Consider the following 15,019-nt stretch of genomic DNA (forward strand, 5'->3'; position numbering starts at 1 on the left):
CGATTTCGCCCAAAGAGGCGGCATGGGTGATGGGCGAGAACGAAGATGGTACTTTCGGACGAACGCCTTACGTTTGCCCGCCTTTGACTTCTCAACAGAGAATCGACATAATGTGCCATCGAAGTCTTATTCTCGGGGGACGTTGACCTTTGAACGCCTGGGCCCTGATCCCCCTGGCCGCCAGCCTCGTTTACATTGTCCTGCTCCTGATGGTAATTCAGGACACTCAGCGTAAGGCTAACCGCTTTTTCGCTTACTTTCTTGGTGTCGCCGCATTCTGGAGTTTCAGCTCTTTCATGCTGGTGTTCAACCCGAGCGCCAGCCCTCAGCACTTACAACTCTGGAATGAGCTGGTGGTCACCGCCATCGCCTGGGTGAGTATCGCCTATTTCCATTTCGTCAGAGTCTACAACGACAAAACCGGCGGCATCTGGTCCTACCTGGGTTATGCCTTCACCTCTTTCATCCTGGTCATGGCATTATCGGGAAGAGTCGTCTCCAATGTCTCTTTGGTCAACGGATACCTGTTCCACGATATCCGGCCCTGGGACATCGTCATCGGCGCCTTCATCGCCCCGTTCGTGGTTTCGGGACTAATAATGTTGATCAACCGGTATCGGCGGTCGACCGATCCATTCGACCGTAACCGCACGATGTACCTGATAATCGGTTCCGGTGCCCTGATTCTTTTGAGCTATGTGACTCCGTTCACCCCGGCTCTGGCCGGACTGACCACCGATCATATCGGCAACATCATCAACGCCGCGCTCATCGCGTACGCCATTTCCCGGTTCCAACTCTTCGACATAAAGCTGGTCGCCAGGCGCGGTCTGACTCTACTAGGCTTGATGGGTGCTATTGCAGTAACCTACGGCGGCCTAAGTTTCATTCTCATTCAACTCGGCGTCCCTAGCACGACGGTGGTCATCACCGCAGGTATTATAGTAACTATTGCGGCATTATCGGGCCGGTCGCTGGCTCATTTTATCAGTGTTTCGGTCGACCGCCTTTTCTACCAGGACACCTACCGCTACCGGCAGGATTTGGGGGATTTTTCCCGCAAGATGAGCCATATCCTCAACCTCGATGACCTATCCCAGGCTTTGCTCCCGCCCCTGACCAAGGCTCTTGGCGTGACCCATTCAGCTCTGCTTTTTCAGGACAACGCCGCCGCCGATTTCATTGTCCAATACACCTATCCGGACAACCATGAACTGAAAGGCAATCTTCGGCTCCCGGTGGACAACCCGATCATCGAGTGGATGGACCGCAGCGGTAAACCCTTGACGCCTTCGCAGGTTGAGTCATTGCCAGAGTTTAAAGGATTGTGGCAGGCGGAAAAAGAACAACTCACTAACGCTAACCTGGCATTGCTCCAACCGATAAAGAGCCGCGAAAAACTCATCGGATTAATCGCCATCGGACACAAGCGCCGCGGGGTAGTATACACTACCGAAGACCTCGATCTGATAGACCGGATATCCTCACAGGCCGGGGTGATCATCGAAAACGCTCAACTCTATATCCAGGCAACGATCAGGGCCAACACCGATGAACTGACAGGACTCTACAACCACCGCCATTTTCATGAACGCATCGAGCAGGAAATCGGCCGCGGCAGCCGCTTCGGCATCACCTTCTCATTGATCATTCTCGACCTCGATCTTTTCAAGGTCTATAACGACATCTACGGCCACCTTGCCGGCGACCAGTTGCTGCGCAAGGTTGGGAAACTCATCCAGTCCTCGGTCAGGACTATCGACCTGGCTTTCCGTTACGGTGGCGAAGAGTTTGCCGTGCTGCTACCAGAAACCCGTATGGAAGATGCCTTCCGCGTCGCCGAACGCCTGAGAAAGACCATCGAGTCGAAATCATCCTTCCGCGAGATGCCGGTGACCGCTTCGCTGGGCATCGCCAACTGGCCGACCGACGGGGTGATGAAGGAAGAGATCATCCACCGCGCGGATACTGCGCTCTACCGGGCCAAGCAGACCGGACGCAATCGTACCTGCATCGCTTCGGACGGCCTTAAACTGGTAAACAATCCCAAGGAAGCCCCGGAAACAGAATCCCAACCCAAGCCGCTTTCCATCATTTACGCCCTGGCTGCAACGGTGGACGCCAAGGACCATTATACTTATGGCCATTCCCGCAAAGTCAGCGAGTACGCCGTATCTCTTGCCGAGGCCTTAAACCTGCCGCAAGATACGGTGCATACCATTCGCGCTGCCGGTTTGCTTCACGACATCGGCAAGATTGGTGTGCCTGACTCCATTCTAACCAAACCTGGAGCGCTTGAACAGAAAGAATGGGAGCCGATCCGGACCCATCCGGAACTTGGCGTGGAGATACTGAAGCACGTCGTCGACCTGTCCAAATGCCTGCCTGCCATCATGCACCATCATGAGAACTGGGATGGCACAGGTTACCCGCAAAGGCTAAAGGGCGAGGCGATCCCGCTCGAAGCCCGTATCCTGTCAGTCGCCGATGCCTACGATGCCATTACTTCACCGCGGCCGTACCGCACCCAACTGGCTCTAAAGGACGCCCTCGACGAACTCAGACGCTGCTCCGGCACCCAGTTCGATCCAGACCTGGTGCCTGTTTTCTGCAACCTGATGGAATGCGGAGCCAAGATCGGTCCGGTTTCAATGGACAGGCGCGGCGAACCACAGTCGCCTCCGCTTGACGAGTAAGTCTAACACCGCTCAAAACCAACGGGGGTTAGGCATTCCTCCGATCCCGGGCAGTTTGAGCGATCAGGCCTGGGGCGGCCTGCCGGTGACAAAGGACAGGCTGAAATCAATCGCCCTGGCCGAGTGAGTGATCGCGCCGATCGAAATAACATCCACTCCGGTTTCAGCCACCGCCCTGACATTTTCCAGATTAATGCCGCCCGATGCTTCCAGGCTGATTGAGGCGGGCACCATTTTGGCGCCCTTCTTCATTTCGTCTACAGGCATATTGTCCAGCATGATGATATCCGGTTTGCCCAAGATCGCCTGTTGAAGCTGTTCCAGGTTCTGAACCTCGATCTCGACCTTCATGCCCTTGGCGCCCGCTTTAGCCTTGGCGATGGCTTCGGGGATGCTCACCCCCCTGGCAGCAAGGGCTACCAGGTGGTTGTCTTTGATAATGATGCCCGAAGCCAGGTCAGGCCGATGGTTCTGACCGCCGGCGGCATACACGGCGTATTTCTCGAGGAGTCTCAGCCCAGGCAAGGTTTTGCGGGTATCGCTGATCTTGACATCAAGCCCCTTGACTTTTTCTACGAAGTGCGAGGTCGCCGTGGCGACACCCGACAAATGTGAGAGGAAATTTATTGCAACTCTCTCAGTCTTTAAGATGCTGGCGACTCGGCCGGTGATCAGGAGCACCGGATCCCCAGCTTTGGCCTTCTGGCCGTCGGGGATATTCACCTTGATCTGGAGGGTCTGGTCAACTTTCATGAAGGCGATCCTGGCAATTTCGCCGCCGCAAATCACCGCGGGTTCTTTGGCAATGATAGCGGCGGTGCCGCCCATACTCGGCGGGATGACTAGTTCGGTGGTACGGTCACCGCGACCGAGGTCTTCGGCTAAGGCGACGTCGATGATCTGTTCTATCTGAGCCTGCGTTGCCATTTTTCCTCCTAGTTTCCAGTGTTAATAACTATATGCCGCCGCCATTTCTCCGAAGTCCAGGGGAAATCGGCTCGGAAATGAGCACCGCGGCTTTCTTCTCGATACAGGGCGGCTTCGGTCATCAACCTGCCGCAGGTGATCAAGTGGCTGATCTCGTAATCTTCCCGCGACTGGAGGACTGAAGCGGCGGTTTGCCAGTTCGCGAGTTTGAGCGCGGCATCGGCCAGCCCAGCGGCATCGCGTACGATCCCGACGCTGCGCCACATGATCTCCTGGATATCTTTCTTTCCGGGTAAAGATAGTACCGCACCGGACTTGGCTTCAGCAAGCCTGCGGCGCTGAGCGGGAACCATCGCCATGGATTCACCCCGCCCAACCGAATTTTCGATGATGCGGTGAGAAAAAACTAATACTTCTAGCAGGGAATTGGAGGCCAACCGGTTGGCGCCGTGAACCCCGGTGCAGGAAACCTCTCCGGCGGCATAGAGCCCGGCCACCGAACTGGCGCCCCAGGCGTTGACCCTGACTCCGCCGATCATATAGTGAGCCGCCGGCGCAACCGGAATAAGATCTCTGGTAATATCGAGTCCCTGCTCCAGACAGTAGTGATAGATCTGCGGAAAACGCGCCAGAACCAGCGTCGATGGCAAATGCGTAACATCAAGGTAAACGTGATCAGCTCCCGTTTTATTCATCTCCGACACGATAGCCCTGCTGACCACATCCCGCGGAGCCAGCTCACCCTTGGGTGCGTAGTCGGTCATAAAACGTTTTCCATCGTTATTGCGTAAAATGCCACCCTCACCCCGAACCGATTCCGAAATAAGGAAGACGGGAACTCCCGGAAGCTTGAGCGCCGTTGGGTGGAATTGAAAGAACTCCATATCTATGATGTCCGCCCCGGCTTCATAAGCCAGAGCCACCCCGTCACCGGTGGCAACGGAGGGATTTGTCGTAAGACTGAATAACTGGCCGGCGCCGCCGCTGGCGAGGACCAGGTGGCGACATGCGAGCACCTCGCGCTGGCCGGTGGATGCCGACAGAGTTTCGAGGCCTGCCGCTCTGCCGCCCTCGATGATGATCTTCGTCGCCAGGCAGTGCTCAAGAACCGGAATGTCAGCGGCGCGAACACGAGCGGACAGCGTCTCCTCGATGTAACGGCCAGTGGCGTCGCCTCCGGCATGGAGAATTCGAGGCACCGAATGCGCCGCTTCTAGGGTTAAAGCGACCTCGCCCTCGATAGTGTCAAACGGGACACCCAGTTCGATCAGATCTTTGATCCGGAGAGCGGCTTCGGTGGCAAGGATGCGCACCATCGTTTCGTCGGAAAGACCGGCGCCAGCAGCCATGGTATCCTTAAAATGGAGTTCCGGCGAATCACCGGCGCCTACCGCCGCGGCGATGCCGCCCTGCGCAAAACGGGTGTTGCACTCCTCGATGCTGCCCTTGGTGACGATGAGAACCGAGCCGTATTTCCTAGCCAGGAGGGCGCTATACAGCCCGGCAATGCCAGAACCGACGATGATGTAATCGTAAGACGCCAATCGGCCTCCGAAGGGTTTGCAAATAGGCAGCCCATGCCGCCCGTCATTTGTAGATCGCTAGGGTTGGACCGTTATTTCCTCTTCCTGCTTCATAGCCACGCCGCCGCGTACCAGGCGCAGCAGAGCGCCGGACTCGGTCTTAATGACGATGCTCTTCTCATCGAGGGCTTCGATAACGCCGAAGATGCCGCCGATGGTAATGATCTTATCGCCTCTTTTGAGATCGGCAAGCATCGCCTGCTGCGATTTAGCCCGTTTCTGCTGAGGGCGGATGATCAAGAAATAGAACATGACGAACATGAGCACCATAAAACCGACGAGAGTTACCGTGTCGCTGGTCATTTATTCTCCTTTGATAATTCGATAGGGTCTCCCTGTAACGACCAGGGGCCCGCTTTTGTTATTCTTACCGGAACCAAACGCCCTTTGAGATCGATGCTAAGCGTGTGGTCACGTTTGACATTAAAGAATACAAGTTTACCACTTCGTTCCCGGCCTCGCCACTTGCCCCTATCTTCTCCTTCGACGAGGACCTCGATTATCGATCCGACCAGGCTAGAGTTGATTTCCGCCGCTATCCCGGTCTGAAGGGTCTCAAGCTCGGTCAAGCGTCTCGCCTTTTCTTCGCGGCTGATATCGTCCTCGAATTTCTCGGCGGCTTCGGTGCCCGGGCGAGGCGAATAAGCCGCCAAGTGGACAGCATCGAATCTCACAGTTTCGATAAGGCGGCGGGTGTTGGCGAATTGTTCCTCGGTCTCGCCGGGGAAACCGACGATGACGTCGGTGGTCAAACACACACCGGGTACCTTTTGCCGAATTGTCCCGACGAGCGCCCGGTAATCACCGACGGTATATCCACGCCGCATCCTTTCCAGGATATCATTGTCGCCCGCCTGGGCTGGTAGGTTGAGAGACGGACAAACTTTATCGAGCGAGGCCATCGCCTCGATGAGCCTGGGGCTCATGTCTTTGGGATGGTTGGTCAGGAAGCGGATTCGATAGAGCCCCTCGACATTGTTGATCGCTATGAGAAGGTCGGCGAGATCCACCGTTCCCGTCAGGTCGTGGCCGTAGGCGTTCACATTTTGTCCCAGGAGGGTCACTTCCCGGGCTCCCCGCTCCACCAACTCAGCTACCTCAGCGACGATGGTGTCAAGCGGCCTGGAAGTCTCCCTCCCGCGACGATAAGGCACAATGCAGTAGGAACAGAAGTTGTCGCAACCTTGGATGATGGGGACATTGACCGATATGCCCGGTTTTTGGGGCAGGATGTCATCGGGCAGTTGATCAAGAAAATCAGGCATCGCCCCTGCAGTAAAAAAATAGTCGACCATCGGGTATTGTTTTTTCATCAAGGCCAGGTCTTCTTCGACCATGCAGCCGGTGAGGGCGATTTTCATCGATGGTTTTTGATTTTTTAATCGTCGCAGGAGAGCCAGCCGGTTGGTGATACGATCCTCGGCGCCCTGGCGAACGGCGCAACTGACGAGAAGGGCGAGATCGGCCTTATCAGCGGAATCGACAGGAGAATAGCCTTTTTGAAACAGCAGGCTTTCGAGGCGTTCTGCCTCCGCCTGGTTCATCTGGCAACCGATGGTAAAAATGAAATAATTCGGCATATCTCTATTTAGAACTATCGCGCGGTAAAGCTATGGAACCGGATTCTCAATAATTATGTCAAGCAGTATAGCATAAATTGGCGTCCAGCCGCAGCCTCGACGATTTGTTTTATTGAATTTTCAAAAATGATATTTTTTTGGGAAAACGACTCTAATTTTACGTTCGTTTTCGGCCGAAACGACTAACCGGTTTTTAAAACAACTACCCGTCTGTATCGTAAAAATCATGGCTGCGCGAATTGTTTCAACGGCAAATTGTTGCGTACAGAAAAACTACTCATCCTGAGCGTCGAGACCTGCCAGAGAGCGGGAAAACCTCGCCTGCACGCTCCTCACGATAGCAGAATGGTTGGATTAAACACAGGTGTTTTATTGCTTCTCATACGCGGGCATTATAGCACAGGCGTTCCTTTAGACTGTCAAGCGTTTCGTGTCGTTTTTGGAGAAATATTTTTACGACAAAAAACCTAACTCCTGCCCCGAAATGGGGGATCAGATTCTTTACAGTAGCTAGCGCGTAACGCTTTTTCAAATCCGAAATCCGAATTTCGAAATACGAAACAAGTTCGAAAAACCAAATCCAGAAACTCTGAAACCAAAAAAGGAACCTAACCCCTGCCCCTTCCCTTCGGCTCGAAGTTGCTCGCCGTGGGAAGGGGTAAGTTTTTAAAGAGGTTCCGGCTCGCATGCCCCGCTCGCCGGAACCTCTAACCGTTGCACCACCCCACGATTAACACGCTGTTGGGACATTGTCTCGCCCTCACCCTGCCCTCTCCCGCGAGGCAGCGGGAGAGGGGATATTGAAGCCGGTGTACAATTCGCGGACGATTGCCACGGATTACCATTTAAGCCAATCCTCGCAAACCCAGTCCGGGGAGAGGTTTGCCCGCTCTTACCCTACCTCTCCCGCGAGGCCGCGAGAGAGGGGATTAGTTCGGAACTTCCTAGATGCCAGATTTTTGTTTCGGAGAAATCCCCATGACGAGGGAAGAGGATGGTTTACCGGTGGTGGGTTACACTACGTTTCACCCACCCTACTATTCGTGGACGATTGCCGAGGATTGCCATTCAAGGCAATCCTCGCAAAGAGAGAAAAGGGAAAGGCTGCGGGGAGAGGGGATGTTTGATCAAAGGCTTCAGCTTGTATAACGACGACCAGGGATTGCCGCGGTTGTTTACTTTATGGTCAATACTTTGACGGGCACGGCGCTGCGATATTGCCACTTTTTCGATAGCTCGCAGATTTTTTCCGATCCGAATTCGATGACGGAGATCATATCGTTCAATGAAATGGCGGGTTCAGAAAATTCGCAGGATTTTTGATCGAACGTCATTACCCTTGTCTCGGCGGGATATTTCTTCAGTTCTTCGATCAATTCCGATACTTTCATCGGTGGTCCTCTCTGAATGTTTTTGAGGACGAAACGGCCTCGATTTCCGTATGATACCAGTATATGGCTCTGATGACTACCCGATTTCGCCGTTGTCTTTATTCCTGGTAATCAGGCGACCAACCCTATGTGCTAATTCGCGTCGTTGGTGATGCGCCTCATTCCTCATTATTTCGCTCACGCCAATAAAATTCGTATTATACGCGAATTTCGTTGTTTTTTGAGGAAAATTTTTAAAAACACTCTTCAGATAACGTAACTAAATATAACTCCCCATTGGCGCTTTATCTATTTTCAAAATAGACGTTGTTATTGAGGTAAATATATCGTTATTTTGATATTGACATTAGGTATCTGCGGGAGTAAGTTTTGAGTTATCTCCTTTGACTCCCGAGATAGCCTGTGTGAATTTTCAAACAAGGTCTTGAGTTTTAGAACAGGAGGAATTAATGTCCGCCAAATCCAGTTCCCCGACAGCCATGCCTAAATTGGAAAAAGTTTCTTCCGGAATCCATGGCCTCGATGAAATAACGGGGGGCGGTTTACCTAAAGGCAGACCTACCCTGATCTATGGCAGCGCAGGCTCGGGAAAGACGTTAATGTCTATCGAATTCCTGATCCGCGGCGCTATCCTATATAACGAACCGGGAGTATTCATAAGTTTCGAGGAGACAGAAGAGGAGCTGGCCACCAATGTCAGTTCACTCGGCTTCGATTTAAGCGGGCTTATCGCAGCAAAGAAGATATTCGTCGATTACGTGGCGGTGGAACGCAGCGAAATCGAAGAAACCGGAGAATACGACCTTGAAGGCCTGTTCGTTCGCCTGAGCAGCGCAATCAACGCCGTCAAGGCTAAACGGGTCGTTATCGATACAATTGAAGTGTTATTTGCCGGATTAAACGATAAAGGCATAGTACGGGCTGAACTACGACGTCTATTCAGGTGGCTCAAGGGAAAAGGAGTCACTACCATCGTCACAGGCGAAAGAGGCGGCGAAACTACGCTGACCCGTCACGGCCTCGAAGAATATGTCTCCGATTGCGTCATCTTCCTGGATAACCGAGTTAATGACCAACTGTCAACGCGCCGCATACGCATCATCAAGTACCGCGGATCAAGCCACAGCACCAACGAATTCCCATTCCTGATCGACGAACAGGGGCTATCGATCCTGCCAATTAATACAATCAGACTCAACTACCCGGTATCAAACGAAGGCGTACCAAGCGGCGTCGACCGGCTCGATATCATGCTAGGGGGGAAAGGATTTATCAAAGGAACGTCGATACTGGTGTCCGGCATGGTCGGCACGGGCAAGACCAGCCTCGCGGCCCATCTTGTCGACACCGCCTGCCGCCGCGGTCAGAAATGCCTTTACTACGCATTCGAGGAAGCACCGGACCAGATAATGCGCAACATGACCTCCATAGGCATTGATTTGAAACCGTGGGTGGAGAAAGGACTCCTGCACTTCCACGCCACCCGGGTTTCGGAAGAGGGGCTGGAGAAGCATCTGCTGGTAATGCAGAAAGAGGCTGAAAAATACAGGCCGGACGTGGTCATCGTCGATGCGCTGACGGACTTTATTTCACTCGGTCCCGGAAATGAAGTCAGGTTGATGATCCTGCGCATCGTGGACTATTTCAAGATGCACCAGATTACAGCCATGTTCTCCAGCATGTCAGCGCGCGCCGACCTCGAAGAGACCGGAGTCGGTCTATCGTCGGCCTTCGACACCTGGATCCACCTGGTCAACGTCCAGAACAACCAGGAGCGAAACCGCACTATGACCATCGTCAAGTCACGCGGCATGGCACACTCCAACCAGGTCAGGGAATTTGTTTTGACCAATAAAGGCGTTAAACTGGTAGACATTTACGCCACTCCAGCCGGCTCTTTCATGGGTACGGCGCGGATAGCACAGATGGCAGCGGACCAGGCAGCCGGGGTTACCCGTGAGGAAGGTGTGACTGCCAGGGAGAGACAATTGCAACAGCAACGGCGCGCCCTGGAAGCGAAAATAGACGCCCTGCGGGCAGAGTTCGAGGCAGAAGCCAAGGAATCAGAGTTGACCATCGCTGAGGAGAAGGCAAAAATAAAGGCTATATCCGACGACCGCAAGATGCTGGACAGGCAAAGAAAAGCCGAGGACAAGAAAGCCAAGACCGGAGTATGACATGGAAAAAGTAAAAGGCCCGCCCTATGGGGACACCGAGCCAGCCGAAGAATGGAAACTGCGCCTGTTCGTTACAGACTGGAATCCCCGGTGTATAGTGGCCTACCGGAACCTGAAAAAGATTTGCCAAGAAGACCTTGAAAACAAATGCTCTATCGAGGTAATCGACATACTGGAACAACCCGATATCGCCCGCCAGGAGCAAATTGTAGCTATACCCGCGCTCAAGAAAATTTTACCGAAGCCCAGCCGGATATTGGTGGGCGATTTTTCAAAGAAGGAGAAGGTCCTCAAAGCACTGGATGTCGAACGGTGGCTGCACGGTTAGAATCATTATATTTTCAAGGAGTTTTGGATGGCGACAAAGACAATAGAGAAAATACTTAAAAAACCGGAGACATGGCAGCTGCGCCTTTACGTCGCCGGGCAGACACCAAAGTCGCTGGCGGCGTTCGCCAACCTGAAAAAGATCTGTGAAGAACACCTTAAAGGTCAATGCACTATCGAGGTTGTCGACCTGCTGGAAAACCCGAAGCTGGCTAAAGGCGACCAGATCCTGGCCATTCCCACCCTGGTGAGGAAACTGCCGCAACCTTTGAGAAAGATCATCGGCGACCTATCAAACACGGAACGTGTCCTTGTCGGCCTTAATATTCTTCCCCTGGAGATCTGATGTGGAATATGAACGAGAGCCTGAAACAACTTCAGCGACCGGAAAATTTGAAGCTGCGCTGATTGAAAGCGATAAAGGAAAATATGTCCTGAGGCTCTATATCACCGGCATGACCCGCCGTTCCCAGATCGCCCTCCGCAACCTGGAGAAGGTCTGTGCCGAGCACCTGGGAGACCGGTGCGAACTAGAGGTTATCGACATCTACCAGCAGCCGAACCTGGCCAAGAGCGACCAAATACTCGCCATCCCGACGCTGATAAAAAAACTACCTCTGCCGGTAAAACGATTAATCGGCGACCTTTCAAAAGAAGACAGAATTATCCTAGGCCTGAACTTAGAGCCAAAGCCTAAGCAAAAGAAAATGAAGACTGGCGATGGAACAGAACCAAAAAACGAATGAACTAGAAGCGGAGGTCAACCGCCTGAGTGAACAGCTCACCGAGTGCAAAGAGACACTCCGGGCAATCACAAGCGGCGAGGTTGACGCGCTGGTGGTCAACACTCCCATGGGCGACCAGGTGTTCACACTCCAGGGCGCCGACACCGTTTACCGCACGGCTATAGAGAATATCAACGAAGGCGCCATCACAGTATCCGCAGAAGGAATTATCCTGTATTCCAACCGCTATTTTTCAACGATGATGCAAACCGGTTTGAACCGGGTGATGGGATCTTCAATATTCGAGTATATCGTTCCGGAAAGCGTTGAACTTTTCCAAACGCTGCTTAAACAGAACGGCCATGGAGAAGTAAGGTTCCGTTCAAGACTCGGTCACAATGTTCCGGCCTTCGTTTCGGTTAAAAAATTGCATCTGGACAGCCTAGATTCGGTCTGCGTCATGATAACCGATCTGACCCGCCAGAAACGCAGCGAAGAACTTATCAGACAAGGCGCAATGATACAATCAATCCTGGCACAATCGCCCAACGCGGTAATCGTCTGCGACGAATCAGGGACCATTACCTATGCCAGTTCTTCAGCCCACCACATATTCGGGCATCACCTTTTGGGTAAAACATTCGATGAAATCTCCGGCAATCTGCGGATCTCTAAAGAGAGACCATCCTTTTCATCTATAAAGAGCGGCAGTTTTCAGCCTGACACCACGACGGTTTTCGGGATGCAAAACGGCAGCCTCCAGCATTTCCTGCTGCGTTCAACCCAGTTTTGTTCTGACAAGCCGCTTGGTTATGTCATTACCCTGACGAATGTTACGGCACTCAAGGAGGCGGAACAGCTCAAAGACGACTTTATCGGGATGGTGTCGCACGAGATACGAACCCCGCTGACCGTATTGATAGGCGCCCTCGGTGTGGCGATGAGCGAGGGCGTGACTCCGGAAGACTCGAGTGCGATGCTGCAGGATGCCTTGGAAGGGGCTGAGTCACTGGAGCAAATAGTGACTAACCTGGTCGAATTGTCGCGCTACCAATCCGACCGCATAAACCTCCACAAAGAATTCATCGACATTGGCGCCCTCGTCAGGGATTTTGGTAAAAGGAGATTAACCAAGATCGCTTCGAATCGATTGATATTTGAAATATCCGACAGCCTGGGGCGGGTGAAGGCTGACCGGGTCAGGATAGACCTGATCCTTTTGAACCTCCTGAGCAACGCGGTGAAGTATTCACCCGAGGAAAGTAAGATAAAGGTCAGAGTAATTCGCGAAGATGGCAATGTCGTCATCAGTGTCATTGATAATGGCGTTGGAATCCCGATCGAACAACAGGCGACATTATTCACTCCTTTTACCAGATTGGAAAACATAAGACGACCGGCAAAAGGCCTGGGGCTGGGATTACTGGTCTGCAAACGGCTTGTTGAAGCACACGGCGGTAAAATCTGGGTAGAATCCAAACCAGGAGAAGGTTCGACTTTCAGTTTTACGCTGCCGTTAGGCTGATTTATTCTCCGCGGCCCTGGCCAGGACACTGCCGATCTTGTCCACCAGGGCATCAGGATTTATCGGTTTGGCAACGCAATCATCAGCCCCCATTGACTGTGCCAATTCGGCGACGTCGTGCGGGCTGAAAAGACGATTATCGGGACTTTAGAAAATTTCCTGACGGCATCAAGAACATCCAGGCCGGTCACTTCCGGCATGAAAATGTCCAGTAGGACTGCGTCGAAATGATCATTCCGGACCAGTTCGATGGCTTCGGCACCGCTACAAGTGGCTGCCACGTCATAGCCGGACAACTTCAGCTTCAGGCTGAAGATCTTGCCGATGTATGGCTCGTCATCGACGATAAGTATGCGTTTTTTGCAGGCGGGATCCGACATAGGCGACGATTTGATTGTATACCATAACTAAATGTTCAACAAAATTCTCTTTCATCTCTAGAAAACAGGACAGCATTGTCAGGATTAACACCCACGGACGATTAAACAATACGACCTTTCGATCAGTTGTGCTTCGCTTGACTCCTCATTTTCTCGAATAAGAATGAGAAGGGATCATACGACAGGAAGAGGCTAATATTGTGGTTTGGTTTTTAGCGATCAGCCGCAGGCAAAAACCCGATTTGACAAGGCTTTCATCGGGAGCTATTATTAACTTATCAATATAATTAATCCAATAGTATTAATGGGTGGCGAAATTACCGATGAAAAGCATTCGTGGACAATTGCCGGATCCGTTTTGTCATCCGAGAGGGAGGTTTGAATGGTCGATACTTACGAAGCGGTCAAAAAATTCCAGAAGGAACTAAACGGCGGCACGGCTGCCCTGGTTCTGCTCGGGGTTATGAACGGAGCCAAAAATCCAATGTACGGCTACCAGATCGCCAAGCACGTCGAGAAAAAGGCCAGAGACGTAGACATCATGAAACAGGGGGCACTCTACCCTGTTTTGCGGTCGCTTGAAAGCTCCGGGCTTCTGGAAAGCGAGGTTGAGCCATCGGTTTCCGGGCCGCCGCGACGCTATTACAGGATAACCCCTTCCGGACGCCAGACACTCCAAAGTTTCAAAGAAATCTGGAACGAGACCCGTGACTTCGTGGATTCTGTCCTAAGAGGAGAAGACGATGATCAATAGCATCGAGGAATATTTATCTGAACTCAAGAAAGAACTGGCAGGCAGCGATCCCGCCACCATTCAGGACGCACTGGCTGATGCCGAGGAATATCTCATGACCGCCCTTAGCGGCGCTGTGGGTCAAAATCCAGACATCAATAAGGCTGAGGCGTTGTCCAGCATCATCAGCAAATACGGCGAACCGGTGGAAGTCGCTGCGGCTTATCGAGAAAACGAGTCCCGCACTCCTCCGGCATTTGCACATGTGACTGTACCTCATGTAGCCGAAGGCGTCCCGGAGGCACCTGCCCCCGACCGGCGCGGATTTTTCGGGCGGTTCTTCGGCGTGTTCGCTGAACCGAAGGCCTGGGGATCGCTGTTTTATCTGGTCCTGGCGCTGGTAACCGGCACCATTTATTTTACCTGGGCGGTCACCGGCCTGGCCGTCTCCGTGAGCCTGTTGATCTTGATCATCGGCCTGCCTGTAGCCGCGCTGTTCCTGCTCTCCGTGAGAGGCATCGCGCTTGTCGAGGGGCGACTGGTGGAAGCACTGCTCGGTGTTAGAATGCCACGCAGAATGCGTTTCGCTCCAAAAAACACTTCACTCTGGCAAAAACTCAAGAACCTGCTTACGGACAGACATACCTGGTTTTCCATCGTGTATATGATCGTGCAGCTACCGCTTGGAATCTTCTATTTCACGCTGTTCGTCACGCTTATCGCCTTTTCGCTCGGGCTGGCGTTCGGGCCGATTGTACTGTCGATCTTGAACATTCCGGCATACAGCACGGACTCATATGAATACTTTGCCCCGGTCTGGATCACACCTTTTACCGCTGTGATCGGTGCGTTCTTACTGACCGGCACCATGCATTTGGCGAAGGCTCTGGGGAAAATTCAGGGAGCTATAGCCAAGGGTTTGCTGGTGAGGCAATAATAAACTACAGACTGGAGGAGTAATAAGGCAGTTTGAGG

14 protein-coding genes are annotated in these 15,019 nt (G+C 52.8%); 8 read left to right on the forward strand and 6 right to left on the reverse strand.

From position 1 onward, the window contains the following. Positions 1-149: 149 nt before the first annotated feature. Complete coding sequence (locus HX448_RS08740; protein ID WP_102331523.1) at positions 150-2,696, forward strand: diguanylate cyclase; 2,547 nt, start codon at positions 150-152, stop codon at positions 2,694-2,696. 63 nt (positions 2,697-2,759) lie between these two features. On the opposite strand, the gene nadC is transcribed toward HX448_RS08740, so the two are convergent. The 5 genes from nadC to HX448_RS08765 all read right to left on the reverse strand — a co-directional run bounded on the left by nadC (position 2,760) and on the right by HX448_RS08765 (position 8,177). After that, positions 2,760-3,623: a carboxylating nicotinate-nucleotide diphosphorylase gene (nadC, locus tag HX448_RS08745; RefSeq protein ID WP_102331524.1), complete on the reverse strand. Its 864-nt coding sequence runs from the start codon at positions 3,621-3,623 to the stop codon at positions 2,760-2,762. 8 nt (positions 3,624-3,631) lie between these two features. Further along, a complete protein-coding gene (nadB, locus tag HX448_RS08750) occupies positions 3,632-5,167 on the reverse strand; it encodes an L-aspartate oxidase (RefSeq protein ID WP_102331525.1) in 1,536 nt (511 codons plus the stop codon). Positions 5,168-5,224: 57 nt separating this feature from the next. Further along, positions 5,225-5,509: a preprotein translocase subunit YajC gene (yajC, locus tag HX448_RS08755; RefSeq protein ID WP_102331526.1), complete on the reverse strand. Its 285-nt coding sequence runs from the start codon at positions 5,507-5,509 to the stop codon at positions 5,225-5,227. Next, entirely contained in the window at positions 5,506-6,786 is a 1,281-nt protein-coding gene (gene miaB / locus HX448_RS08760; RefSeq protein WP_102331527.1) for a tRNA (N6-isopentenyl adenosine(37)-C2)-methylthiotransferase MiaB, read from the reverse strand. Before miaB ends, yajC begins: the two co-directional genes overlap by 4 nt. Before the next feature lie 1,175 nt (positions 6,787-7,961). Beyond that, a complete protein-coding gene (locus HX448_RS08765; protein WP_102331529.1) occupies positions 7,962-8,177 on the reverse strand; it encodes a hypothetical protein in 216 nt (71 codons plus the stop codon). Positions 8,178-8,626: 449 nt separating this feature from the next. Here HX448_RS08765 and kaiC point away from each other — a divergent pair, with 449 nt between their 5' ends. The 5 genes from kaiC to HX448_RS08790 are packed head-to-tail and all read left to right on the forward strand — an operon-like array spanning position 8,627 to position 12,931. Further along, on the forward strand, positions 8,627-10,354 hold the full coding sequence (gene kaiC, locus HX448_RS08770) for a circadian clock protein KaiC (RefSeq protein ID WP_226846739.1): 1,728 nt from the start codon (positions 8,627-8,629) through the stop codon (positions 10,352-10,354). 1 nt (position 10,355) lies between these two features. Then, complete coding sequence (locus HX448_RS08775; protein ID WP_102331530.1) at positions 10,356-10,682, forward strand: circadian clock KaiB family protein; 327 nt, start codon at positions 10,356-10,358, stop codon at positions 10,680-10,682. A gap of 27 nt (positions 10,683-10,709) precedes the next feature. Further along, on the forward strand, positions 10,710-11,027 hold the full coding sequence (locus tag HX448_RS08780; protein ID WP_102331531.1) for a circadian clock KaiB family protein: 318 nt from the start codon (positions 10,710-10,712) through the stop codon (positions 11,025-11,027). 1 nt (position 11,028) lies between these two features. Next, positions 11,029-11,427, forward strand: a complete 399-nt coding sequence (locus tag HX448_RS08785) for a circadian clock KaiB family protein (RefSeq protein ID WP_226846741.1) — start codon at positions 11,029-11,031, stop codon at positions 11,425-11,427. After that, a complete protein-coding gene (locus tag HX448_RS08790; RefSeq protein ID WP_102331532.1) occupies positions 11,402-12,931 on the forward strand; it encodes a PAS domain-containing sensor histidine kinase in 1,530 nt (509 codons plus the stop codon). The genes HX448_RS08785 and HX448_RS08790 overlap by 26 nt, the downstream gene beginning before the upstream one ends. A gap of 59 nt (positions 12,932-12,990) precedes the next feature. On the opposite strand, the gene HX448_RS08795 is transcribed toward HX448_RS08790, so the two are convergent. After that, on the reverse strand, positions 12,991-13,311 hold the full coding sequence (locus HX448_RS08795; RefSeq protein ID WP_190259861.1) for a response regulator: 321 nt from the start codon (positions 13,309-13,311) through the stop codon (positions 12,991-12,993). A gap of 382 nt (positions 13,312-13,693) precedes the next feature. Between HX448_RS08795 and HX448_RS08800 the strand changes: the two genes are divergently transcribed. Further along, complete coding sequence (locus tag HX448_RS08800) at positions 13,694-14,065, forward strand: PadR family transcriptional regulator (protein WP_102331534.1); 372 nt, start codon at positions 13,694-13,696, stop codon at positions 14,063-14,065. Then, positions 14,055-14,981: a sensor domain-containing protein gene (locus HX448_RS08805; protein WP_102331535.1), complete on the forward strand. Its 927-nt coding sequence runs from the start codon at positions 14,055-14,057 to the stop codon at positions 14,979-14,981. The genes HX448_RS08800 and HX448_RS08805 overlap by 11 nt, the downstream gene beginning before the upstream one ends. Positions 14,982-15,019 lie beyond the last annotated feature (38 nt).

It is taken from the genome of Dehalogenimonas etheniformans, assembly GCF_014672715.2.
In the GTDB taxonomy this organism is placed as follows: Bacteria; Chloroflexota; Dehalococcoidia; order Dehalococcoidales; family Dehalococcoidaceae; genus Dehalogenimonas; species Dehalogenimonas etheniformans.